Source organism: Tateyamaria sp. syn59 (assembly GCF_007995245.1).
Classification (GTDB): Bacteria; Pseudomonadota; Alphaproteobacteria; order Rhodobacterales; family Rhodobacteraceae; genus Tateyamaria.
Map to the genome: position 1 here is coordinate 1 of NZ_VCBA01000012.1, position 24,037 is coordinate 24,037.

A 24,037-nucleotide genomic window follows, 5' to 3' on the forward strand; every position below is an offset into this window, starting at 1 on the left:
ACCACGTCCTTTATCGGCCAACTCTCCGAAGCACTCGAAGATCTTTCCCGCTTCAACGGACTTGTCCCCGCGGGGACAATGACGCTCCCCAAATCCTTCCTCGACCTCCGCTTCCTGCTCACCCGGTTCGAGCCGGGCAATGACCTGCACCGCGCCATGCAAGGCGCCTTCCAAAAAGTCTTCGGTGACCGCGTCTGCGAACACCCCATCGAAATGACCCGCGCCGTCGAACAATCCGGGCGATTCCTCAGCAGCATCTACGAAATAGATTATCGAGATATGACCCGCGAAACCTGGCGCCGCGCCCGCGCGTCCTTCGATCGGGCCTACGAAGAATTCAAAACAAATCTGGGCGAAGCCTGGGACAAACTGGAGGATGAGGCATGAGCAAGCGCCGCGTATTCGACATCGACTTCGAACCCGACGCGGGTCCCGGGCCGGAAACAGAACAGGCGCCTGCCCCCGAGACCCGACGAGGTCCCATGGCGGCGGCCATCTCGGAAAATGCCGATGCGCTCACCGAACGCCAATCGGCCGAGGCGGAAATTCGTGCCGAAAACGACCGGCTCGCCCACGAATATGTGTCTCTAAAAAGGGATGGTGCCATCGTTGCCCGCGTTCCCCTCGGGGACGTCGCCATGCGGAAACTCACCCGCGACCGCAGCACCAATCGCGACCCGGACCTTGAAGAACTCAAGACCTCGATCCGCGATCTGGGCCTGTCCAACCCGATCCAGGTCGAAGACACCGGCGACGGCTACGAACTCATCCAGGGCTTCCGCCGCCTCAGCGCCTACAAATCCCTGCTCAAGGAAACCGGCGACGAGCGTTACGCCACCATCCCCGCCGTGCTCGTGGCCAAGGGCGAGGCTCTGGAAAAGCTCTATCGCCGCATGGTCGACGAAAACATGGTCCGGCGCGACATCTCCTTTGCCGAGATGGGTCAACTCGCCGCCAGTTACGCCCGCCAGATGGACCTCGAAGTCAACGACGCCATCGCCGTTCTCTTCGCCTCCGCCGGACGGCAAAAGCGTAACTACATAGGCAATTTCAGTCTCTTGATGGACAAGCTCGGCCATCTGCTCCAATACCCCGAAGCCATCCCGCGCGCCCTCGGCCTGAAGCTGGTCAAAACGCTCGAAGACCAACCCCGCGCCGCCCAGCACCTGAGCGCCCTACTTGAGCATCAAAAGCCCAACGACGCCGTTGCCGAACTCGCCGTCCTGAACAAGGTCGTCGCCCCTAAACCGGTCGGTGAACAGGCCGCACCTTCCACGTCCTCCAAGACCACCATCAAGCTCAACCGCAAGTCCGGCGCGGCGAAGGTCATCGGCTCGAAAGGCAAGATCGAACTCCAAATGAACCGCGACTTCGGCGCCGTCGATCCACGCAAACTGGAAGCTGCCGTGCGTGCCTTGCTGGACCAACTCGACCTCTGAATTCTGGTCTGTCCCCGCGGGGACAAACAAGAAAAGCCCGCCAATCCGGCGGGCTTTTTCGTGTCGCAAACCGTTTGTCCCCGCGGGGACAAACCATCTTTCACACTACTGTCTCTGCAGAATATCCCGGATCAGCGCGGCAGTTTCTGCCGGCTGCTCCTCATGCGCTAGGTGTCCCAGACCCGGCAGTTGATGCACCTGCGCGCTAGTTAATAGCGCAGCAGCTTTGACGGACACATCCGGGCGCACCGTCTTGTCCCTGTCCCCAATGATGAAGTGCATCCGCGACGGATGATCCCCCAGCCGCTTAAGCAGCGGGTTCAACTGCCATTGCGCCATCATCAAAAGCGTGCCGTCGACGTGGTTTCGATCGGCTACAAGGCGGCGGTACAGGTCCAGACCCTCGGCGTCCAGCTGCGATCCCGACGCGCTGATCAGCGCCTTGATCCGGTCCGGTTTTGAAGACGTTCCTGAGAAAAGCGCAGCAGTAAATGGAACCGCCGCGAGAGCTTTCGCCATTGCCGGAAACATCATCCCAGCGAGACCCTTGAACGGCTCCAAGGCTGCATTGATTCCGATCACGACAGGGGCCTGTCCCCGCGGGGACAGATCACCTTCGGCGAGCCTGAGCGACACCGCGCCGCCCGCCGAATGGCCGATGATCGCTGCGGGGGTCCATCCTTCGTGCGCGCACAGCTTGGCGATGTCCTGCGCCATGGCGTCCAGCCCACAGCGATGCCGTGCGCCCAGTTGGGTGAAGCCGTGGCCGGGCAGGTCGAGGGCGACGACGTGGAAGTCTTTCGCGAGTTGGGGGATCACGTCGCGGTAGCTGTGCGATGAGGCGCCTGCGCCATGCAGCAACAGCAGGGTCTCACCCCGTCCCGCTTCCTGGATGTGCCAACGGTGGACGGGCCCCTGTCCCCGCCGGGACAGGTGGGCGTTTGGCCAGGTGTCGATCTGTGCCCAGTCCATTGTTCAGACATCCAGCGCTGAGGTCACGGCTCCACTCAGACGCTTTGCATCGGCACGAGGCAAGGGGACGTAAGGCGCGTCCAGAGCGCGGCTGAGGTCCTGCAGCGCACGTTGCGGGCGGTTGGACATGTCGATGACCAGAGCGGCTATGCCGGCGGCGCGGATGGCGGTGGCCATGGCTGTCGCATCCTCAGCCGCCTGAGCGCGGTTGGCGCTGCTATCGAGGGCGATGTTGCTGCGCCCGTCGGTGATCAGGATGATTGTGGGAGTAAGCCCTTTGGCGCCGCTTTGCTGTGCGAGGATCAGGGCGTGCTGGAGGCCCGAGGCGAGCGGTGTGCCGCCACCGCCGGGCAGGGCGGAGAGGCGCCGTTTGGTTTGGACGAGTGAGCGGGTTGGCGGCAGGAGCGTTTCGGCTGCGGTGCCGCGGAAGGCGATGAGGGCGACGTGGTCTCGGCTGGCGTAGGCGTCTGCGAGCAGGAGTTCGATAGCGCCCTTGGCCTCGTTCAGGCGGGACATCGCGGCGGAGCCGGAGGCGTCGACGGCGAAGATTAGGAGGCGGTCGGATTGTTCCGCGTAGCGCTTGAGTCGGATGTCGGACGGGCGGATGAGAAGGCCTTTGCGATCCGGCTGCTGCTGCCGACGTAGAGGCTGCCACGGGGCGGCGGCGCGGAGGGTTGAGATGAGGTCGATGCGAGACGTGCCGTCTAGGCGTCCGGGACGGGCGGGCAGGGGGCGTCCACGGCGGTTGGAAATGCGTTTTTTTCCCGCACCTGCGTCGCCGGATTTTCGGGTTGTCCCCGCGGGGACAAGTCCGTTCAGGAGGTCCGGAGGCAGGGCGGATTTGACGGCTTCGACCAGTATTTCGGCGTCTGGGATCGTGTCGCTTTCCGATGTGTCCCCGCGGGGACAACCATCATCTTCCGGTGGGGGAGGGGGGCTTTCTGGCTCCTCGATTTCCTCGGGAATGATCGTGGCGCGGTGGGGGTAGACGAGGGTCGCGGCGATCTCGAGGTCGGTGTCGGTGAGGTGGTCTCGGCCCATGAGTTCGGCATGCGCGCGGGCGGTGCGGAGGGCGAGTGTTGGGGCGCGGAGGGTGGTGATGCCGAAGCGGGCGGCGAGGAGGGTAAGTTGGGTGATTGCGTCGCCGGTTTCGATACGTGTCCCCGCGGGGACAGATTGGGTTGTCCCCGCGGGGACAAGTGCGTTTCGGCCCTGTGGTTCGAGGTGGAAGGCGCAGCGGTCGGCGAGGGGGTCGGGGGTGCGTTCGTCGGGTTCTATGCCTTCGTCGAGAAGCAAAAAACCCTGTGTTAGAGACTGATCTGCGGCATGAGCGAGTTTGGCAGCGAGTGCTGGGGGGCAGCGTTCGGCCATGGGGATTTGGGCGATGACTGGATCATTGAAAAATGATTTATTTTCAATAAGTTGTGCGGAGCGGAGTGTTGCGGTGAGGTCGATGCCGCCGAAGAGTTGGTCGTCGGGGATGGTTATTGGGAGTTTTCGGATGGGGAGGGCAGGGGTGAAGCCTGCGAGCAAGGCGTCGCGGTCGGGGCTGGCGCGCATGCGGATGACGGCGCCGCCGAGGCCCTGGGGGTCGAGGGCCAGGAGTTTGAGGGCGAGGGCCGCGTTATGCCAGGTTTCTGCGGTCATTTGGGCGGGTTGGCGGACGACACGTCCGCCTTACGGGGTTTTGTGAGGGTGGGTTTTAGGAACCGCGGAGTGAATGGCGGGGTGAACCCCGCCCTACGGCGTGGAGGCAATCGTAAGGCGGAGGTGTCCTCCGCCCCGCGTGTCATGCGAGGACGGCGTCGACCGTGCGGGTGACGCGAGTGGTGCTGCCGGCTTCGTCCAGCGGGTCGCGGCGGAGGCGGTGGGAGAGGGCGATGGGGGCGATCCGTTTGAGGTGGTCGCGGGTGAGCACCTTGGCTTTGTCGTAGGCGGCGAGGGCGCGGGCGGCGCGGAGAAGGGTCAGTTCGCCGCGCAGGCCGTCGCTGCCGAGGGCGATGCACAGCTCGGCGCAGTCGTGCAGGATGTCGTCTGGCGTCTCGATCTGGGGCAGGAGTTTGCGGGCGGCGAGGATCTTGCGCCGGATCTTGGCGTCTTCCTTGGTGTATTTGTCCATGAAGGCTTTGAAGTCCGACTCAAAAGCGTCGCGGCGTTTGATGACCTCGATGCGCTCGGCCACGTCGTTGGGGCTGCGCACTTCGACGGACAGGCCGAAACGGTCGAGGAGTTGGGGGCGCAATTCGCCTTCTTCCGGGTTGCCGGAGCCCACGAGGACGAAGCGGGCGGGGTGGCGGATGCTCAGTCCTTCGCGTTCGACCACGTTTTCGCCGGATTGGGCGACGTCGAGGAGGAGGTCGACGATGTGGTCTTCGAGCAGGTTGACCTCGTCGATATAGAGGTAGCCGCGGTTGGCGCGGGCGAGGAGGCCCGGCTCAAACGCCTTTTCGCCGCGGGTGAGAGCGCGTTCGATGTCGAGGGCACCGACCACGCGGTCTTCGGTAGCGCCCAACGGCAGGTCGATGACGGGCGTGGGGATTTTTTGGGTCTTTTTCGTCTCTACATTGGCCCAATCGGGGCATTCTGCGTGGGATTCCGCGTTGATTGGGCAGCCTTGCACGGCCGTGATCGGGGGCAGGAGGGCGGCCAGCGCGCGGACGGCGGTGGATTTGCCTGTGCCCCGGTCGCCGAACACCAGAACGCCGCCGATGCCAGGGTCGATTGCCGTCAGGATCATCGCCCGTTTCATGTCGTCCTGGCCGACGATGGCAGAGAAGGGGAACGGGGTTTTCGTCATTGCAATTGCAGTCCTTCGAGCGGGCTGGCGCCGCCCCATGTGCCGCTGTCGCCGAGGATGGTGAAGCGGGCGTAAAGCTCTTCCCGAAACCATGCGCCGTCGCGGACGGCCTTGATGGCTTCGGCGTGGGGGCCGTTGTGGCGGGCGAATTGGGCCATTTCCTGCGCGCCTGGCCAGATGGAGAATGTGACCTGGTGGAGCATGGGGACCTCGCCGATGCCGATCTTGAACACCACGTTGGGATCGCTGCCGATCATTGTGGAGATGTCGGGGACGCGGTTCCAGAATTTTGCGGCCACGCGGGGTTTGACTGTGGCGCGGGTGAGGGCGGCGAGGGGGCCGGTTTTCGGCTCTGATACAGGGGAAAACGGGGTTTTCCCGCTCCATGCGCCGCGGGCGGAGGTGGGGGAGAGGTAGATTGTCCAGTGCTCGGACGCGCGGGCGCGGTAGCGTTGGAAGATACGTGTGATTTCGATGCGTTTGCGGGCGGTGGCTTCGTCCGGCCAGGTGCAAAGGATGGCGTAGACGGCCGTGTTGGGGACCGGTGTGAACCCTTCGCCCGTGCCGGAGCCGCAGAGTTTCCAGAAGCCGAGGTCGGGCACGCGGGACATCGCCAGCCGAGCGCCGCCCATCATCGTGAGCGCCCATGCCCGGTCGCGCCACCGCGGGAAGCGGAAGAAGGATATGGTGGTTGTCTGGTTCATCATTTCGCACTGGCAGCGTGCACAATGGCACGGTTTTCAGCCTATCCTTCGAAAAGAAATTGTCAACTAAACTAGACACTCTTATTGTTGGTAGGAGATGACACGCCTTGATCCCATCGAATCGAAGGCCCGTGTGGGCAACCGCGCCATTGTGATTGGTGCGGGGCTGGGCGGCTTGGCGGCTGCCATGCGCCTGGGGGCCAAGGGCTATACCGTTACTATCATCGACAAGCTGGACGTGCCGGGGGGCCGTGGGTCGGCCATTTGGCAGGACGGGCATCGGTTTGATCTGGGGCCGACGATTGTCACGGTGCCGCAGCTGTACAAGGAGTTGTGGGCGGCCTGTGGGCGGTCTTTTGAGGATGATGTGGAGCTGCGGCCGCTTGATCCGTTCTATGAGATCCGGTGGCCGGACGGGACGAAATTTGTCGCTCAGCATGATACTGAGGCGATGCGGGCCGAAGTTGCCAAGATCGAGCCGCGCGATGTGGCGGGCTTCGATCGGTTTCTGGAGGATTCGGCGAAGCGGTACTGGTTTGGCTTTGAGGATTTGGGCCGTCGGTCCATGCACCAGCTTTGGGAGTTGGTGAAGGTGTTGCCCACCTTTGGGATGTTGCGGGCGGATCGGTCCGTCTACGCCCACGCCAAGCGGCGCTTTATCAATGAGAAGCTGCGGATGGCGTTTTCGTTTCATCCGCTTTTTATCGGTGGGGACCCGACCCATGTAACCAGCATGTATATTCTGGTCAGCTACCTCGAGAAGCAGTTTGGTGTGCATTACGCCATTGGTGGTCTGGCCGGGATGGCGCGGAAGATGGCGGATGTGGTGGAGGATCAGGGCGGGACGCTGCTGATGGATACTACCGTCGATGAGATTGTCGTTGAGGGCGGTCGTGTGCGTGGTGTCCGGCTGGAGAGCGGGTTGGAGCTGGGGGCCGATGTGGTTGTCAGCAATGCGGATGCGGGCCACACCTATGATCGGTTGATGCGGGCGGCGCCCAAGAAGCGGTGGACGCCCGCCAAGTTGAAGCGGACGCGCTATTCGATGAGCCTGTTTGTCTGGTATTTCGGGACCAAGGGCACGTGCGGTGATTGGGCCGATGTGGGGCATCACACCATTCTGAACGGGCCGCGCTATACCGGGTTGCTGCATGACATCTTCATGAAGGGCAAGCTGTCGGATGACATGAGCCTGTATGTGCATCGGCCTTCGGTGACGGACCCGAGTGTGGCGCCGGAGGGGGATGATACGTTTTATGTGCTCTCGCCCGTGCCGCATCTGGGCCATGGCGGGGTGGATTGGAGCACGGAAGCCGAGGCCTACAAGGCGAAGGTGCTAGCCGTGCTGGAGGACCAGCTTTTGCCCGGGTTAGGGTCGAAAATCTCGACCGAGCAGGTGTTTACGCCAGAGACGTTTCGGGATCGGTATTTGTCGCCATATGGGGCGGGGTTTTCGATTGAGCCGAGGATTTTGCAGTCGGCCTGGTTTCGCCCGCACAACATCAGTGAGGAGGCCGAGGGGCTGTACCTGGTGGGCGCCGGGACGCATCCGGGGGCCGGTGTGCCGGGCGTGATTTCGACGGCGGAGGTTCTGGCGCAGTTGGTGCCGGATGCGGTGGCGTGAGGTGCGGTGCGCGCACAGCGCGAACCCTACGGGAGATGTGCCATGATTGATCCTAGGGACCTTGAGGCGTGCACCGAGGCGATCCGGCATGGGTCGCTGTCGTTTCATGCGGCCTCGAAACTGTTGCCGAAGCGGGTGCGGGATCCGGCGTTGGCGCTCTATGCGTTTTGCCGGTTGGCCGATGATGAGGTCGATCTGAAGGCGGAGAAGGTGGAGGCGGTGTTGCGCCTGCGGGACCGGTTGGATCTGGTCTATGCCGGTACGCCGAAGGATGCGGCGGCTGATCGGGCCTTTGCTGCCGTTGTTGAGCAGTTTGACATGCCGCGAGCGTTGCCGGATGCGCTGTTGGAGGGTCTAGCGTGGGATGCCGAGGGGCGGACTTATGCCACGCTGTCCGGGGTCAAGGATTACTCGGCGCGGGTGGCGTCGGCTGTCGGTGCGATGATGTGCGTGCTGATGGGGGTGCGCGATGCGGATGCGTTGGCGCGGGCGTGTGATCTGGGCGTCGCTATGCAGCTGACCAATATCGCGCGTGATGTGGGCGAGGATGCGCTGGAGAGGCGGCTGTACTTGCCGACCGACTGGCTGGCGGAGGCGGGGATGACGCCCGAGAGCTTCTTTGCCGATCCGCGCCCGACCAAAGCGGTGCGGGCGATGACCAAGCGGTTGGTGATGGAGGCAAACAGGCTCTATTACCGCTCAGAAGCCGGGATTGCGGCGCTTCCAGCATCCTGTCGGCCGGGCATTTATGCGGCGCGGTTTATCTATGCGGGTATTGGCGGGCGGTTGACTGGGATGGGCTATGACAGCATCTCGGCCCGTGCGCGGACCAGCAAAGCACAGAAGCTTGGGTGGCTCGCGCAATCCGTTGCGGCGAGTGCGACCACGTCTGTCATGCCGCAATCGGCTGTGCTGTATGCCAAGCCGCTGCCGGAGGTTCAGTTTCTGGTGGATGCGGCGGCCAAAGGCGCGCGGGCAAGCCGGAGCGACAGCCTGTTTGAAGCGCTGGCGGCACTGGAGGCAAAACGACGGGCAGACCGCGCCACCTTGATTGGCTCTCGGGCGCGCGCTACCTGACAGTCATGTTTTGGCTGCTTTTCTGCATTTTCTTTGCCGCCTGTCTGGGTGCTGGCGTGACCGGTGGGTTGTTTCCGCCGGGTCAGTGGTATCGCGATCTGAACAAGCCGACATGGACGCCGCCGGACTGGGTGTTTCCGGTCACCTGGATGGTGCTTTATGTCTGTATGGCTGTGGCGGGTGCGCGGGCGGCGATGGCCGAGGACAACGCGATTGCGATGGCGTTTTGGGCCATGCAGATCGCGTTCAACGGGCTGTGGACCCCGGTGTTTTTCGGGTTGAAGAATATCCGGCTGGGGATGGCGATCATTGGCGTTTTGTGGGTGACGGTGCTGAGCGCGCTGTTGGCCTTGTGGCAGGTCGATACGCTGGCCGGGATGCTCTTTGTGCCGTATCTGGTGTGGGTAACCATTGCGGCGGCGTTGAACGCCGAGGTGTGGCGGTTGAACCGTGGTGAGGCGGCTAAGGGGTCTGTGGCTGCAGAGTGAGCGTTGAACCGGTCCGGCCCGGCCCGATTTCAGATCACTTGCACGATGTGATGGATGCCGGGTTTCGCATCGATGACATCGGTTATTGCCTGATTGATATACCTTCAATGGCAGCTACGGGCGTGATGTCGCTTGCCGCTGTGTCGCGAAGATCAAGCACCCTCAGATTGATCATACTCGCCAGTGGCGAAAGGTCGGTCACCGGCGTTCCGCGCAGATACAGTTCTTGCAGGCTGGTCATGCCTTGCAAGGGTGTCAGATCAGCGATCTGCAACCCGGTCAGCGATAGAGCCTTGAGCTGAGACAATTCGGCAATCGATGCAAGATCGGTGATACCTGTATTGGCTAGGTTGAGCGTCTCGAGTTGTGGAAAAGAGGCCAGGTTAGAGACATCTTTGACTTTGGCGTCCTGGAGATTGAGAGACGTCAGACCCGGAAATTCGACGAGTGGGTCCAGATTGGCCCAACGCGCATTTTGTGCGTCTATTTCGGTCAAATTGGGCAATTGACGCAAGGCTCTGACGGGGATCGTATCGGAAAACCTCAGGTTCACGCTGTAAGAGTCGAAGTGGCGACAGAACCGGCCAATGATGACGCCGGGTTTGCCCATGTCGGTGCAGTCGACCAGTTCTTCTGGTGCTGCTTCGGGTGCGACCTTGTCGAGCAACGCCCGACTTTTTGGCGGAAGGTCTGCCTGTGCGCTTGGTGCGGCAAGCATCTGCGCCAGGTCCTTTTGCGAGGTTGGATTGAGATGATTGACGACCACGAAGGTGAGTGCGGCGATCACGGCTGCGCCGATCAGTCGAGATTTCATGGTCTGTACCCCTCAGAATGTCCCGACCCCTGATGCTGTGCGGCGTGCGTGGCGGATCGGCATGACTGTGATGTCTCAACCAACGAGAGAATCGGGGCAATTTTGAGAACGAAATTTGGAACTATGGTGACCTGCATCGGGACGGCGGAGTGTGTCGCCGTGAGGAAGTTGGTGCGCAGTGAATGCGCACCCTACGGGATCACGAGAAGGTCCATTTGGCGCGTCGTGGCACCCGGACGGCCAACATCGGTTTGATCAGGGGCGAGCGGAAGCGCCTCAGGTCTAGTGCTTCGTGGACGCCTTTGGTGCGTTCTCCGTTGAGAGTCGTTTCGACGGCTGAGCGGGAGTAGAAGGGCGCGTCGAGCATGTTTTGGACCTGCCGCGCTTGTGCCCCGGCGTCGCCGCGGGTTTCGCGGCGCACCGCCCAGAGGGAGCGGCGCATGGGCGCTTTGGGGGGCAGGGGGATGTCGGTGGCCTGGCCCTGTTCGTCGAAGTGGAAGGCGGCGGCGAGTTCACTGCCGTCGAGCCGGGTGGCGTCGTAGAAGCAGGTGGCGCCGTCGCCGGTAGGGTAGCGGCCCCAGGTCCAGTAGCTGAAGTCCTCTTCCAGTGCTCGGGTGCCGAAATTGGCGTCGAAGTAGCCTTCGCCCGACCATTGCCAGCCGGGGCGGTCGATGTCGACTTCGATGCGGCTGCGCGGGGCGAAGGGGCGCCAGATGTGGGCGTTATCGTCGGTGAGGGCCAGTTCGACGTTGGTGAGGGCGGAGGGGATGACGCGGATTTGCCCCTTGATCCGGGAGATGAGCGGGGGGGATGAGATTTCGTCGATGTCGATGATCAGCGTGTCGTCTTCCCAGCGCATCATGGAGGGGCCGACCTCGAACCTTGAGGCCGTTTGGCGCAGGGCGGAGGTGCCCCGGTCGGTCATCGTGAAGCGGCCGCCGCGCCCGTAGGTGGCAACGTTTATGCAGACGTGGTTTTGCGGATTCCTGCGCCCGGACCAGCGGTACCAGGGCGAGAAGACGGAGCCGATGAAGCCGATGACCGATACGGCGCGGGTGCCGCAATCGCTCAGGCCGTCGACATACCACCACGCGTAGCCGTTGGGGCCGACCGAGATGTTGAAATTTGGTCGCTCAAGATCGCCTCGACCGCGTGCCGGGCGGAGAGGGTGGCCATGGGCACACCCGCCCCCGGGTGCGTCCCGCCCCCCGCCAGGTAGAGGTTGGGGATCTTGGTCCGGGCTGTGGGGCGTTGCAGGGCGGCTGTCAGCCCGTGCGGCGTCTGCCCGTAGAGCGCGCCCTGTGTCGCGGGAAACATCTGCGCGAAGGCTTGGGGCGTCGTTATCGTTGTCGTGTCCGGGGTCGGGCTGAAGCTGATCCCGTGTTGCGCCATCTGGCGCGTGATCTGATGAAGCCATGGGGAGAGGTCCTCCACTTTGTCGTCGGCGGTCGCCGGGGCGTTCGTGATGATTTCGAACCGTTCGAGCTGCGGCGTGTGCTTGCCGTGGCCGCGGTCGAGGGCGCAGATGTAGAAAGACGGGTGGGCCGGGATGCGGCCTGCCATGAGGTCGTTGAATTCGGATTGGGCGTCTTCGGCGAAGAAGACGTTGTGGTGGGCGAGGTCCGGGCCGTGAGGTGCGGCGGCGAAGCTGAGGACGCGGGCAGAGAAGCTGCGTTTGGCCTTCGCCGTTTGCTTGGCGATGTGGGTTGTGGCGGGGCCGAGGGCGCCTGTTGCCAGTGCGCGGGGGTCACCGGCGTGGATGAGGACGTCGCAGGGGATATGGGTGCCGTTTGCGAGGTGGACGGCTTTGGCGTGGCCGTTTTGGGTTTCGATGCGGTCCACATGGGCGTTCGTGTGGGTTTCGACGCCGTGTGCGTCGAGCAGGCGCCCGAGCGCTTGCGTCAGCTTGTGCATCCCGCTCTTGACCACCCAGACGCCGTTCGCTTCGGCCTGCCAGATCAGGGACAGGATGGCGGGGGCGTGGGTTGGGCTGCCGCCGACATAGGTGGCGTAGCGGCCAAAGAGTTGCCGCAAGCGCGGATCGCGGAAGCTGCGTTTGAGCAGGGTTTTGAGTGTCGAGAGCGGGGCCATCGCCGGGATCAGGTGGGGTTGGCGCAGGACGTGTTTGGTGAGTGCGGCCAGCTTGGGTTCGGGCGCCTGCATCATGGGGGCGTCGAAGGCGGAAAAGAGCTGGCGCGTGCGTTTGGTGAACTTGAGGAAGTCGGCGACGGCTTCGGGTCCGCCGAAGGTGCGGAGAGCGCCGACGGTGCGCTCTTCGTCTGCGTAGAGACTGAGTGTGCTGCCGTCGGGCCAGAAGTGGCGGGCCAGTTCGTTCTGTTTGATGAGTGTCACGTGGTCTTCGACCCGTGTGCCCAGTTGGGCGAAGAGGTCGTCGAAGACGTGGCGCATCGTCAGCACCGTGGGGCCCGCGTCGATGGGGCCCGCGTCTGAGGGGATCGTGCGGATCTTGCCGCCAACTGTTCCGTGTCGTTCCAGGAGTGTCACCGCAAATCCTGCTGCCCGCAGTCTGACCGCGCAGGCCAGACCTGCGATGCCCGCGCCGATGATGACAGCACGTTGGGGGGCAGGCGCATTGACATGAGTCATGGGCGGACATGTTGACTCGTGATACCGCATATGTCCAGTATGGTTTACACTTTGGTGTATCGCCATCGTGACATTTATCCGGAAGGAGAGCGGCAGATGGGCCTGAGCACACGGATCGAGGCGGCGATAGCGGAGGCTGTTGCCGTGGGTCAGGGGGCCGGGCGCGCGACGCCGCCAAAGCTGGCGGAGGCGCTGCATTATGCGACGGCGCCGGGCGGGGCGCGCATTCGTCCCACCATTCTGATGTCGGTTGCCATGGCTTGCGGCGATGATCGCCCTGCGGTCTCCAATGCCGCAGCGGCGGCGCTGGAGATGATCCATTGCGCATCGCTGGTTCATGATGATCTGCCTTGCTTTGATGATGCGGATGTGCGGCGGGGGAAACCTTCGGTCCATCGGGCGTTCTCGGAGCCTCTGGCGGTGCTGGCGGGGGATAGTTTGATTGTCCTCGCCTTCGAGACCTTGGCCCGGCAGTCGGGGCAAGCGCCCGAGCGGGTGACTCAGTTGATCATGACTCTGGCCCAGCGGACCGGGATGCCGGGTGGCATCTGTGCGGGGCAGGGATGGGAGAGCGAGGAGCAGGTCGACCTGTCCGCTTACCATCAGGCCAAAACGGGTGCCTTGTTTATTGCGGCGACTCAGATGGGAGCCGTGGCCGCGGGGCAGGAGGCGGAGCCTTGGTTTGAATTGGGTGACCGGATTGGCGAGGCGTTTCAGGTGGCCGACGATCTGCGCGATGCGCTGTATGATGAGGCAACGCTTGGCAAGCCTGCGGGGCAGGATGATTTGCATGGGCGGCCCAATGCGGTGACGCAGCTGGGCGTGCAGGGCGCCATCGGGCGGCTGAAGGATATTCTGGGCGGGGCGATTGCCTCGATCCCAAGCTGTCCCGGTGAGGCGCAACTGGCCGAGATGGTGCGGATGTATGCGGAGCGGCTGACGCCCGTTGTGTCACCAAGCCGTGTGCCGGGTGAATGAGCGCCGAGGCGCATGACCTGCCCGCATGGCGGGGCGGGTGGCTGAACCGGTTGGTGGCCAAGCCCGGCTTTCAAAGCTGGGCCAGCAAGTTTCCTCTGACACGATCACGGGCGCGGGCCGATGGGGCCGCGCTGTTCGATGTGGTGCAGGGCTTTGTCCAAAGTCAGGTGCTGATGGCGCTGGTCGAGTTGGATCTGTTCCGGCGGTTGCGGGCTGGGCCGCAGAGTGCCGAGGTGCTGGGCCGGGCCTGTGATGTGCCTGCCGAGCGGATGCAGGTGCTGTTGCAGGCTGGGGCGGCCCTGGGGTTGCTGAAGCGGAAGCGGGATAAGTTTGCCTTGGCCCGGAAGGGTGCCGCGCTGATGGGTGTGCCGGGGCTGGAAGCGATGATCCGGCATCACAAAGCGTTCTATGATGATCTGCGTGATCCCGTGGCGTTGCTGCGCAAACCCGAAGAGACGCAGTTGAGCCAGTTCTGGCCTTACGTGTTCGGGGGCAGCGTCGATGAGGGTGACGCTGCGATTTATTCGGACCTGATGGCACAGTCTCAGCGGTTGGTGGCTGAGGATACGTTGCGCGCGGTGTCGTTGAAGGGTGTGCAGCATCTCTTGGACATTGGCGGCGGGACGGGTGCGTTTCTGGAGGCAGCGGGGCAGGCGAACCGGTCCATGCAGATGACCCTGTTTGATCTGCCGCCCGTGGTGCCCGACGCGCAGGCGCGATTCGATGCGGCCGGGATGGTGGACCGGGTGACGATTGCGCCGGGATCATTTCGTGAGGATGCGTTGCCCGAAGGCGCCGATGCGATTTCGTTGATCCGTGTGCTTTACGATCATGCCGACGACACGGTGCGTGATTTGCTGGCCAAGGTGCACGACGCGCTGCCCCCCGGCGGGCGGCTGATCGTGTCCGAGCCGATGGGCGGAGGTGCGCGGCCGGATCGGGCCGGGGATGTCTATTTCGCCTTCTATACAATGGCCATGCAGACGGGCCGTGCGCGGTCGGCGGCCGAGATCGGGGCGCTTTTGGCCGAGGCGGGGTTTGCCGACATTCGCAGCCGTGCGCCTGCCCGGTCTTACGTGACGCGGGTTGTGACGGCTGTGCGTCCTGAATGACCCCCGATTTTTCCTGTTTGACGATTGATCTTTGTCAATGTGTCTAATCTGATTGACACATATGGTTGTCTAACTAGAATGACAGTTAGCGACAAACTGCCGCCCTGAGTCTGTGACACCGGAATCAGGACCGTGCAGTGCCAACGAAAGGGAGACATCCGTGGACACCTCTGCCGTCCTTCTCAAAGGTCCCAAGGATCTGGACGTGGACACGCTTGCGCTGACCGCGCCGGGTGCGGGTGATCTGGTTGTTGATGTCACGCATTCGGGAATTTCGACCGGGACGGAGAAACTGTTCTGGACGGGCGAGATGCCCCCTTTTCCCGGCATGGGCTATCCGCTGGTGCCTGGCTACGAGGCCGCCGGTGAGGTGGTCGAGGCCGGGCCGCTGACGGGCTTCAAGCCCGGGGACCGTGTCTTTGTGCCGGGGTCGAATTGTTTCGAGGGTGCCTTTGGCCTGTTCGGTGGGGCGGCGAAGACTCTGATCACCGACAGCGCGCGGGTGACCCGCATTGATCCCGAGCTGGGTGCCGAGGGCGCGCTGCTCGCGCTGGCCGCAACGGCGCGTCATGCGATGGCCGGGATGAACAAGGCTGTGCCGGACCTGATTGTGGGTCACGGTGTTCTGGGTCGGCTGCTGGCGCGGCTGACGATTGCCTCGGGCGCGCCTGCGCCGATGGTGTGGGAGATTGACCCCGCCCGTCGCGATGGCGCGCAGGGCTATGAGGTCATACACCCCGATGATGATGAGCGCCGCGATTACCGGTCGATCTATGACGCCTCGGGTCGCGGTGATCTGCTGAATGATCTGGTGGGGCGCATCGCCAAGGGTGGCGAGATCGTGCTGGCCGGGTTCTACACCGCGCCGCTGAGCTTTGCCTTCCCGCCCGCCTTTATGAAAGAGGCGCGGTTTCGGGTGGCGGCTGAATGGACGCGCGAAGACTTGGCGGCGACACGTGCGCTGGTCGAGTGCGGGGCGCTGCGGCTGGATGGCCTTATCACACATACACGGCCCGCGGCGGATGCGCGCGCGGCTTACGAACAGGCGTTCAATGATGGTGCCTGCCTGAAGATGATTTTGGATTGGGAGCACTGAGCCTATGAAAGACGAAGTACCTAATCTGAAGGATTTCGATCAGCGTCTGCGGGACGAGGCCAACGAAGACCTGGCTGACGTGCTGCCGCAGGAGGCGACGAAGAAGACGCAGATCATCGCGATCTACGGCAAGGGCGGGATTGGCAAGTCGTTCACCCTCGCGAACCTGAGCCATATGATGGCGGAGCAGGGCAAGCGTGTGCTGCTGATCGGCTGTGATCCGAAGTCGGACACCACCAGCCTGCTCTTTGGCGGTAAGGCGTGCCCGACCATCATCGAGACATCGACGAAGAAGAAGCTGGCCGGGGAAGAGGTTGCCATTGGCGATGTGTGCTTCAAGCGCGGCGGTGTGTTTGCAATGGAGCTGGGCGGGCCCGAAGTGGGTCGCGGCTGCGGTGGCCGGGGGATTATCCATGGCTTTGAACTCCTCGAAAAACTTGGCTTCCACGATTGGGATTTTGACTATGTCCTCCTGGATTTTCTCGGAGATGTGGTCTGTGGCGGTTTCGGCCTTCCGATCGCGCGGGACATGGCTCAGAAAGTGATCCTGGTCGGGTCCAATGACCTGCAGTCGCTCTATGTGGCCAACAATGTGTGTTCGGCGGTGGAGTATTTCCGCAAGCTGGGCGGTAATGTGGGCGTGGCCGGGCTGGTCATCAACAAGGATGACGGGTCGGGTGAGGCGCAAGCCTTTGCCAAGGCCGTCGACATCCCGGTGCTGGCCAGCATTCCGCAGGACGATGACCTGCGCAAGAAATCCGCCAACTATCAGATTGTCGGCACGGCAGAGAGCCAGTGGGGTGCGTTGTTCGCTGAACTGGGTCTGAACGTGGCCGATGCCCCGCCGGTGCGGCCGACCCCTCTTACGCAAGATGGATTGTTGGAACTCTTTGATGGGTCAGACACCGGCGCGGGCGTGGTTCTGCAGCCCGCGACCGATACGGATATGCGCGGCAAGAACGCGAAGCCCAAGGAAAGCCTGGAGGTGATTTATGACGACGCCTGATCCGGTTTTCAACAGTGTCGCCCTGGTCGCGCGCAGCGATGCGTTGATGCGGTCGAGCATGGAAGCGATTGTCATGTCGCAACAGGCGTGCGCCGTGGCGGAACGGTTGCGCGAAGAGTTGGGCTATGAGTGCCTGGGTGCCGATGTTCTGCATCCGACGCTGCGCCAATGGGCGGGGCAATCTTGAGCACCAAGGTCACATATGACGCCTCGGAAGAGGTTGTGGTGACCGAAGGCCACCCGCGCGAGGCAGAGATGCCGCGTGGCGAGGCGCCTGTCGACGGGCTGGGATGTCATTCCGGGTCCGAGATGGAGAAGGCTGCGCGGATGGCGGGCAACTCCGAGATGCTGGACAAGTTTGCCGAAGACTATCCGCAAGGGCCGCATGACAAACCGCAGAGCATGTGCCCTGCCTTTGGCTCGTTGCGCGTGGGGCTGCGGATGCGTCGCACCGCCACTGTGCTGAGCGGGTCGGCCTGCTGTGTCTATGGCCTGACCTTTGTGTCCCATTTCTATGGGGCGCGGCGGTCTGTGGGCTATGTGCCCTTCAACTCGGAAACGCTGGTGACCGGCAAGCTGTTCGAGGACATTCGCGAGAGCGTTCACGACCTGGCCGATCCCGAGAAATACGACGCCATTGTCGTGACGAACCTGTGTGTTCCGACCGCATCCGGCGTGCCGTTGCGGCTGTTGCCCAACGAGATCAATGGTGTCCGGATCGTCGGGATCGACGTGCCCGGATTTGGTATTCCCACTCATGCTGAAGCCAAGGATGTTCTGGCTGGAGCGATGTTGAACTATGCCCGCGCCGAAGTGGAGGCGGGGCCGGTGGCTGCTCCCGTGGGTGGGAAATCCGATCGCCCGACCGTGGCGCTGCTGGGCGAGATGTTCCCGGCGGACCCCATGATGATCGGGCAGATGCTGGCGCCTTTGGGACTTGCGGCGGGGCCGGTTGTGCCATGTCGCGAGTGGCGCGAGCTATACGCGGCTTTGGACAGTGCGGTCGTGGCGGCGGTGCATCCGTTCTACACGGCGGCTGTGCGTGAGTTTGAGGCGGCTGGTCGGCCTATTGTTGGCTCGGCCCCTGTGGGTCGTGATGGCACGGCGGCGTGGTTGAAAGCCATTGGCGAGGCGCATGGCTGTTCGGCCGAGCAGATTGCCGAGGCGCAGAATGCGATGTTGCCTGCGATTTCCGGTGCGCTCGGTGCGATGCCGATCAAGGGGACCATTACGCTGTCGGGCTATGAAGGGTCCGAATTGCTGGTCGCCCGTCTGCTGATCGAGAGTGGAGCGGAGGTGCCTTATGTGGGCACGGCCTGTCCGCGCACGCCTTGGAATGCCGAGGATCAGGCGTGGCTTGAGGCCAAGGGCGTGAAGGTCAAGTTCCGCGCGTCTCTGGAAGATGATTGTGCGGCAATGGAGGCTGTGAAGCCCGACCTCGCCATCGGTACCACCCCCGTGGTGCAGAAGGCCAAGGAGCTGGGTGTTCCGGGCTTGTATTTCACCAACCTGATTTCAGCGCGGCCCTTGATGGGACCTGCGGGCGCTGGATCGCTGGCGCAGGTCATCAATGCGGCCATCGCCAACAAGGGGCGCATGGATCACATGCGGGAGTTCTTTGAGGGTGTTGGCGAGGGCGACACCGCTGGCGTCTGGGAAGGCGATCCGAATGTGCGGCCCGATTTCCGTGCGCAGAACGCCAAGAAACTGGAACGTCAGGCCAAGGCCGCGAAGGCGGCGGAGATGATCTGATGTTGGCGCGGGTGACATATTCCTGGAGCGAGGGGCCAGCCCCTCACACTCCCCGCGGTTTATCTGGCGAAATGAAGCAGAGGGGGCGTTCCCCATGCTGATCATGGACCACGACAGGGCCGGTGGGTATTGGGGCGCGGTCTATGCGTTCTGTGCCGTGAAGGGTCTGCAGTGTGTGATTGACGGGCCTGTGGGGTGCGAGAACCTGCCGGTGACCTCTGTGCTGCACTACACCGACGCCTTGCCGCCGCATGAGTTGCCGATTGTCACCACAGGTCTGGGCGAGGAAGAGCTGGGCCGGGATGGGACCGAGGGCGCGATGAAGCGGGCCTGGGGCACGCTTGATCCGGCGCTGCCTGCCGTTGTTGTCACCGGCTCCATCGCCGAGATGATCGGGGGCGGTGTCACGCCCCAAGGCACCAACATTCAGAGATTTCTGCCACGCACCATCGACGAAGATCAGTGGGAAGCAGCAGACCGGGCCATGACCTGGATCTTTACCGAGTTCGGTATGACCAAGGGTCGGATGCCCCGCGAGGCCAAGCGGGAGGAAAGTGCGAAGCCTCGTGTCAACATCCTGGGTCCGATGTACGGCACGTTCAACATGCCGTCGGACCTGGCGGAGATCCGGCGCCTTGTTGAAGGCATCGGGTGCGAGGTCAACATGGTTATGCCACTGGGCGCCCATGTGGCCGAAATGCGAAATCTGGTGAATGCGGATGTGAACATCTGCATGTACCGCGAGTTCGGGCGCGGATTGTGTGAGCTTCTTGCCAAGCCATACCTGCAAGCCCCGATAGGGGTCGAGAGTACGACCAAGTTCCTGCGCGCACTGGGGACCTTGGTCGGCCTCGACCCCGAACCTTTTATCCAGCGCGAAAAGCATTCGACGCTGAAGCCTGTGTGGGACCTGTGGCGGTCCGTGACGCAGGATTTCTTTGCCACGGCCAGCTTTGCCGTGGTGGCGAACGAGACCTATGCCCGTGGGCTGCGCTTGTTCCTTGAGGATGACATGGGCCTGCCTTGCGCATTCGCGACGGCGCGGGTGGCGGGCAAGAAGACCAACAACGAGGAAGTGCGCGCCTGGATGGGGCAGAAGCGGCCCTTGGTCGTGTTCGGGTCCATCAACGAGAAGATGTATCTGGCCGAGATGAAGGGTGGGCATGGCCCCAGCCCTGCGTTCATTCCCGCCAGCTTCCCCGGTGCCGCGATCCGGCGGGCCACGGGGACGCCGTTCATGGGTTATGCGGGCGCTACTTACGTCATTCAGGAGGTTTGTAACGGCCTCTTTGACGCGCTGTTCCACATTCTGCCCTTGGCCACCGATATGGACGCGGCCGAGGCGACACCGACGACCCTGCGCCGTGACTTCCCCTGGGATGCCGATGCGCAGGCCATGCTCGACAAGATTGTCGAGCAGCACCCCATCCTGACCCGGATTTCCGCGGCCAAGACCCTGCGCGATGCGGCTGAGCAAGCAGCCCTCGCCCAAGGCGCGGACCGGGTCGTGATCGAGACCGTGCGCGCCTTAGACCCGGCTTTGGCCGGGTCGTCAGACAACGTTTCCGAAGGAGGAACAGCATGACTGACATGACATCGAACGTGGTCACCGAGACCCATGCGAAAAAGCGCAATGGCGAGCGGACCGAGTTCATGGTCTATTTCGCGATCATCTTTGTGGCGACCCTGCCGCTGGCCTGCCTGACCTGGGCACTGGCCGCGATCAAGTCGCGCAGCTTCACCGAAAAAGGGCCGATGGCCAGGGCCTGGACTCAGGCGCGGATCATCACGCCGATGATCTTCAACGCGTGACCTGCACCGATACATATCATCGAATTCTCGGCTTATGTGCGCCTGCCGAGACACGAGACTGGACGCCTGGCAACAGGTGGACAGAGCCCGGAGGGGGCAACCCCGATGGACCCGGCCGCGGGGTGCGCGGCGTCAGCTTAAAATTCCGGAGGAATTCCTATGGCTGAAAACCTGTCTTTCACAGGTCTCACAGACGAGCAGGCGCAAGAGCTGCACGCTGTCTACATGAGCGGGCTCTGGCTTTTCACAGCCGTGGCCGTTGTCGCTCACTTGGCAACGTACATCTGGCGTCCCTGGTTCGCGAACGGTTGGTAGGGACAAGACATGGCAAAGTTCTACAAGATCTGGCTCATTTTTGATCCCCGCCGCGTGTTCGTTGCGCAAGGCGTCTTTCTGTTCCTGCTGGCAGCGATGATTCACCTCGTCCTGCTGAGCACGGAACACTTCAACTGGTTCGAACTGGCGGCGCAAACCGCCCAGTAAGCACTGGTCCGAAGGGATCCAAGACAGCGCTGCGGGCGGGGCATAAAGTGCGCCCCTGCCTGCCCGCAGCAAATCAATTCTGACGACAAAAGACGGCTGACGTGCCCAGAGGGGGCCCGCGCCGCCAAACGCGGAGACGTACGAGATGGCACTGCTATCCTTCGAACGAAAGTATCGCGTCCGCGGAGGGACGCTGATCGGCGGCGATCTGTTCGACTTCTGGGTCGGCCCATTCTACGTGGGCTTTTTCGGGGTCACGACTGCCTTTTTCTCATTGCTGGGCACCATCCTGATTTTCTGGGGTGCATCGCAGCAGGGCACATTCAACCCCTGGCTTATCAACATCGCACCACCGGACCTGAGCTACGGTCTGGGCATGGCGCCGCTGCTGGAAGGCGGGCTGTGGCAGATCATAACGATCTGTGCGACCGGTGCGTTCATCTCATGGGCGCTGCGCGAGGTTGAGATCTGCCGCAAGCTGGGCATGGGCTACCATGTGCCCATCGGCTTTGCCTTTGCGATCTTTGCCTATGTGACGCTGGTGATCTTCCGCCCGCTTCTGATGGGCGCGTGGGGGCATGGGTTCCCGTACGGGATCTTCAGCCACCTCGATTGGGTGAGCAACACGGGCTACGCCTATCTGCACTTCCACTACAACCCGGCGCACATGCTGGCGGTCACGCTGTTCTTCACGACCACGCTGGCGCTGGCGCTGCACGGCGCGCTGATCCTGTCCGCTGCCAACCCCGAGGAAGGCGAGCTGGCCAAGACTCCCGATCACGAGGACACGTTCTTCCGTGACTTCATTGGCTATTCTATCGGCACCTTGGGCATTCACCGCCTTGGCTGGCTGCTGGCGATCAACGCCGGGTTCTGGAGTGCGATCTGCATCATCATCTCCGGCCCGGTCTGGACCGCTGGCTGGCCCGAATGGTGGAACTGGTGGCTGAACCTGCCCATCTGGGGCGCCGATCCGCTGCCTGTCTATCAATCCGGATTTGGGGGCTAAGATCATGGCTGTTGAATATCAAAACATCTTCACCCAGGTCCAAGTTCAGGGGAACCCCGAATGGGGCATGGACGACAGCGGCGAGATGACGAAGGAGCGCGTTGGGCGCCCCTGGTTCTCGACCCTCGCCGGTTGGCTGGGCAATGCGCAGATCGGACCGATCTATCTGGGTTGGACCGGTATGGTGTCGCTGGCCACAGGCCTGATCTGGTTCGTGATGGTCGGCATCTCGATGCTGAGCCAGGTCGGCTACTCGATCCCCGAGTTCATCCGGCAACTGTTCTGGCTGGCGCTTGAACCGCCATCGCCGGAATACGGCCTAAGCATGCCGCCGCTTGATGAGGGTGGCTGGTACATCATCGCCAGCTTCTTTCTGTTGGTGTCGGTGATGACGTGGCTGCTGCGGTCTTACCTGCTGGCGGCCGAGCACAAGATGGGCAAGCACGTGTTCTGGGCCTTTGCGTCCGCCGTGTGGCTGTTCCTCGTGCTGGGTCTGTTCCGTCCGGTTCTGATGGGATCGTGGAGCGAGGCCGTGCCTTACGGTATCTTCCCGCACCTTGATTGGACCACGGCGTTCTCGATCCGCTACGGCAACCTTTACTACAACCCGTTCCACTGTCTTTCGATCGTGTTCCTGTATGGCTCTGTCCTGCTGTTCTGCATGCATGGCGGCACCATTCTGGCGGTTACCCGCTATGGCGGCGACCGCGAGTTGGAGCAGATCTATGACCGCGGCACGGCGACGGAGCGGGCGGCCCTGTTCTGGCGCTGGACCATGGGGTTCAACGCGACCATGGAGGGGATCCACCGATGGGCCTGGTGGTTTGCCGTGCTGACACCCATCACGGGCGGTATTGGCATCCTGCTGACCGGGACGGTCGTGGACAACTGGTTCATCTGGGCGCAGGAGCACAACTTTGCTCCGATGTATGACGGCGCCTATGGCTACGAAGACTATGGCTCCTACGAAGCCTTTATCGGGCAGGAGGACTGATCATGCTACCCAAGTGGTTTACAGACTGGAACAGGGAAAACCCGACCAATGTCTTCGGGCCCGCCATCGCCATCGGTATCGTGGGCAGTGCTGTCTTTGTCGCCGCGCTGGTGGTGACATGGGGCAATCCGTACCAGACCGAGAGCATGCAGACGGGCCCACGCGGCACGGGCATGTCGGTGCCGGAGTACAACGTGTCACGCCTGGCACCAGACCCGGATATCGAAAACTACTACACCGAAGCGCCTTACATCCCGGAAGGGGGTGAGGAGCTGGCCAAGGACATCTACGAGAATGTCCAGGTGCTGGGTGATCTGACCGAGGACAACTTCAACCGTGTGATGCTGGCCATCACGCAGTGGGTGTCACCGGAAGAGGGTTGCGCCTATTGCCACGGTGATGTCGATATCTCGGAATACGGCGCAGATGACCTTTACACCAAGGTCGTCAGCCGCCGCATGATCCAGATGACCCAGAACCTCAACGAGAACTGGGCCGGGCACGTCAATGCGATCGAGGAGGTCGGTGTGAACTGCTACACCTGCCACCGCGGTGAGCATGTGCCGAGCGACATCTGGTTCAACGTCACGCCGGTGAACGAGAATGTCAGCGGGTGGGCTGCGGATCAGAACCGTGCCACGGCGATGTCGTCCTCGACCTCGCTGCCGTCTTCGGCCTTGGAGGTTTATCTGACGGACTATGACAGCCAGGTGAATGTCCATGATCTGGACAGTCGTGTGGCCGGTGTTCCAGGTCTCGATGACGAGGTCCATACAATCCAGAAGACCGAGATGACCTATTCGCTGATGAATTACTTCTCGAACTCGCTGGGTGTGAACTGTGTGTTCTGCCACAACAGCCGCGCCTTCTATGACCCTGCGCAATACACGCCGCAATGGGGGATCGCGCAGCTGGGTCGTCAGATGGTGATCGAGATGAACCAGGAGTACCTGATCCCACTGAAGGATACGTATCCGCCGGAACGTCTGGGTCCGATCTTTGCCGATGCGCCCAAGGCGGCGTGCCGGACCTGCCACAAGGGCTATCAGCGGCCGCTGCAGGGCATGAACGTGATTGCCGACTGGCCGGAACTGGCGACGACGGGTGCGCCTGTTTACGAGTGATGGGTTTGGCGGGCGACACGCCCGCCTTACGATTTTCGCCCCGGTGCGGGCGCAGCAAGATGTGGCGTGGGCGGTTTGCGCCGTCCCCGCGACGCCAGGCGCGGGTCATCGGCTTCCTTGACCCACGTGCGGGATCGTTTGATCCCGGT

The 24,037-nt window shown here is 62.7% G+C and carries 24 protein-coding genes and 1 pseudogene; 18 read left to right on the forward strand and 7 right to left on the reverse strand.

The window, feature by feature from the left end:
* Both FD715_RS18250 and FD715_RS18255 read left to right on the forward strand, forming a co-directional pair.
* Positions 1-387: pseudogene (locus FD715_RS18250) on the forward strand (chromosome partitioning protein ParA); the annotation flags it as partial.
* A complete protein-coding gene (locus FD715_RS18255) occupies positions 384-1,439 on the forward strand; it encodes a ParB N-terminal domain-containing protein (protein ID WP_147113319.1) in 1,056 nt (351 codons plus the stop codon). The pseudogene FD715_RS18250 and the gene FD715_RS18255, both read left to right, overlap by 4 nt.
* Positions 1,440-1,544: 105 nt before the next feature.
* Here FD715_RS18255 and bchO read toward each other — a convergent pair whose 3' ends face one another.
* The 4 genes from bchO to crtA form a co-directional block, all read right to left on the reverse strand.
* Positions 1,545-2,411, reverse strand: a complete 867-nt coding sequence (gene bchO / locus FD715_RS18260) for an alpha/beta fold hydrolase BchO (protein WP_147113322.1) — start codon at positions 2,409-2,411, stop codon at positions 1,545-1,547.
* A 3-nt stretch (positions 2,412-2,414) separates the two neighbouring features.
* Positions 2,415-4,058, reverse strand: coding sequence for a magnesium chelatase subunit D (locus tag FD715_RS18265; protein WP_147113325.1), 1,644 nt, complete (start codon positions 4,056-4,058; stop codon positions 2,415-2,417).
* Between the two features lie 142 nt (positions 4,059-4,200).
* Positions 4,201-5,208, reverse strand: coding sequence for a magnesium chelatase ATPase subunit I (bchI, locus tag FD715_RS18270; RefSeq protein ID WP_147113328.1), 1,008 nt, complete (start codon positions 5,206-5,208; stop codon positions 4,201-4,203).
* On the reverse strand, positions 5,205-5,912 hold the full coding sequence (gene crtA, locus FD715_RS18275; RefSeq protein WP_147113520.1) for a spheroidene monooxygenase: 708 nt from the start codon (positions 5,910-5,912) through the stop codon (positions 5,205-5,207). Before crtA ends, bchI begins: the two co-directional genes overlap by 4 nt.
* 97 nt (positions 5,913-6,009) lie before the next feature.
* On the opposite strand from crtA, the gene FD715_RS18280 reads away from it, so the two are divergent.
* Genes FD715_RS18280 through FD715_RS18290 form a run of 3 tightly spaced genes read left to right on the forward strand, consistent with a single transcriptional unit; the run spans position 6,010 to position 9,101 of the window.
* Positions 6,010-7,536, forward strand: a complete 1,527-nt coding sequence (locus tag FD715_RS18280; protein ID WP_147113331.1) for a phytoene desaturase — start codon at positions 6,010-6,012, stop codon at positions 7,534-7,536.
* 42 nt (positions 7,537-7,578) lie between these two features.
* Positions 7,579-8,613 carry a 15-cis-phytoene synthase gene (gene crtB / locus FD715_RS18285; protein WP_147113334.1) on the forward strand — a complete coding sequence of 345 codons (1,035 nt, stop codon included), beginning with the start codon at positions 7,579-7,581 and terminating at the stop codon, positions 8,611-8,613.
* A 5-nt stretch (positions 8,614-8,618) separates the two neighbouring features.
* Positions 8,619-9,101, forward strand: a complete 483-nt coding sequence (locus FD715_RS18290; protein WP_147113337.1) for a TspO/MBR family protein — start codon at positions 8,619-8,621, stop codon at positions 9,099-9,101.
* Between the two features lie 82 nt (positions 9,102-9,183).
* Here the strand turns inward: FD715_RS18290 and FD715_RS18295 are convergent, their stop codons facing one another.
* The 3 genes from FD715_RS18295 to crtD form a co-directional block, all read right to left on the reverse strand.
* Entirely contained in the window at positions 9,184-9,915 is a 732-nt protein-coding gene (locus FD715_RS18295; protein WP_147113340.1) for a leucine-rich repeat domain-containing protein, read from the reverse strand.
* A gap of 199 nt (positions 9,916-10,114) precedes the next feature.
* On the reverse strand, positions 10,115-10,987 hold the full coding sequence (gene crtC / locus FD715_RS18300; RefSeq protein WP_147113524.1) for a carotenoid 1,2-hydratase: 873 nt from the start codon (positions 10,985-10,987) through the stop codon (positions 10,115-10,117).
* Complete coding sequence (gene crtD / locus FD715_RS18305; protein ID WP_147113342.1) at positions 10,984-12,522, reverse strand: 1-hydroxycarotenoid 3,4-desaturase CrtD; 1,539 nt, start codon at positions 12,520-12,522, stop codon at positions 10,984-10,986. Before crtD ends, crtC begins: the two co-directional genes overlap by 4 nt.
* Positions 12,523-12,618: 96 nt before the next feature.
* On the opposite strand from crtD, the gene FD715_RS18310 reads away from it, so the two are divergent.
* The 13 genes from FD715_RS18310 (at position 12,619) to pufC (ending at position 23,888) form a co-directional block, all read left to right on the forward strand.
* Positions 12,619-13,500, forward strand: a complete 882-nt coding sequence (locus tag FD715_RS18310; RefSeq protein ID WP_147113345.1) for a polyprenyl synthetase family protein — start codon at positions 12,619-12,621, stop codon at positions 13,498-13,500.
* Complete coding sequence (locus FD715_RS18315; protein ID WP_189799549.1) at positions 13,497-14,612, forward strand: methyltransferase; 1,116 nt, start codon at positions 13,497-13,499, stop codon at positions 14,610-14,612. The genes FD715_RS18310 and FD715_RS18315 overlap by 4 nt, the downstream gene beginning before the upstream one ends.
* Positions 14,613-14,772: 160 nt before the next feature.
* Positions 14,773-15,708 carry a chlorophyll synthesis pathway protein BchC gene (bchC, locus tag FD715_RS18320; protein WP_147113348.1) on the forward strand — a complete coding sequence of 312 codons (936 nt, stop codon included), beginning with the start codon at positions 14,773-14,775 and terminating at the stop codon, positions 15,706-15,708.
* 4 nt (positions 15,709-15,712) lie between these two features.
* Positions 15,713-16,714 carry a chlorophyllide a reductase iron protein subunit X gene (locus FD715_RS18325; RefSeq protein WP_147113351.1) on the forward strand — a complete coding sequence of 334 codons (1,002 nt, stop codon included), beginning with the start codon at positions 15,713-15,715 and terminating at the stop codon, positions 16,712-16,714.
* Positions 16,701-16,901, forward strand: a complete 201-nt coding sequence (locus FD715_RS18330) for a hypothetical protein (RefSeq protein WP_147113355.1) — start codon at positions 16,701-16,703, stop codon at positions 16,899-16,901. The genes FD715_RS18325 and FD715_RS18330 overlap by 14 nt, the downstream gene beginning before the upstream one ends.
* Positions 16,898-18,466: a chlorophyllide a reductase subunit Y gene (gene bchY, locus FD715_RS18335; protein WP_370455422.1), complete on the forward strand. Its 1,569-nt coding sequence runs from the start codon at positions 16,898-16,900 to the stop codon at positions 18,464-18,466. Before FD715_RS18330 ends, bchY begins: the two co-directional genes overlap by 4 nt.
* A gap of 94 nt (positions 18,467-18,560) precedes the next feature.
* Positions 18,561-20,051 (forward strand): chlorophyllide a reductase subunit Z, encoded by a 1,491-nt coding sequence (gene bchZ / locus FD715_RS18340; protein ID WP_147113361.1) that lies wholly within the window; start codon positions 18,561-18,563, stop codon positions 20,049-20,051.
* Entirely contained in the window at positions 20,048-20,278 is a 231-nt protein-coding gene (gene pufQ / locus FD715_RS18345; RefSeq protein WP_147113364.1) for a cytochrome PufQ, read from the forward strand. The genes bchZ and pufQ overlap by 4 nt, the downstream gene beginning before the upstream one ends.
* A 159-nt stretch (positions 20,279-20,437) precedes the next feature.
* The gene (gene pufB / locus FD715_RS18350; protein ID WP_039688894.1) at positions 20,438-20,593 is read left to right on the forward strand and encodes a light-harvesting antenna LH1, beta subunit; all 156 of its coding nucleotides are present in this window, start codon (positions 20,438-20,440) and stop codon (positions 20,591-20,593) included.
* A gap of 9 nt (positions 20,594-20,602) precedes the next feature.
* The gene (pufA, locus tag FD715_RS18355; RefSeq protein WP_039688972.1) at positions 20,603-20,761 is read left to right on the forward strand and encodes a light-harvesting antenna LH1, alpha subunit; all 159 of its coding nucleotides are present in this window, start codon (positions 20,603-20,605) and stop codon (positions 20,759-20,761) included.
* Positions 20,762-20,906: 145 nt separating this feature from the next.
* Positions 20,907-21,770, forward strand: coding sequence for a photosynthetic reaction center subunit L (gene pufL, locus FD715_RS18360; RefSeq protein WP_147113367.1), 864 nt, complete (start codon positions 20,907-20,909; stop codon positions 21,768-21,770).
* A 4-nt stretch (positions 21,771-21,774) separates the two neighbouring features.
* Positions 21,775-22,764 (forward strand): photosynthetic reaction center subunit M, encoded by a 990-nt coding sequence (pufM, locus tag FD715_RS18365; RefSeq protein WP_189799550.1) that lies wholly within the window; start codon positions 21,775-21,777, stop codon positions 22,762-22,764.
* A 2-nt stretch (positions 22,765-22,766) separates the two neighbouring features.
* Positions 22,767-23,888: a photosynthetic reaction center cytochrome PufC gene (gene pufC, locus FD715_RS18370; RefSeq protein WP_147113371.1), complete on the forward strand. Its 1,122-nt coding sequence runs from the start codon at positions 22,767-22,769 to the stop codon at positions 23,886-23,888.
* Positions 23,889-24,037 lie beyond the last annotated feature (149 nt).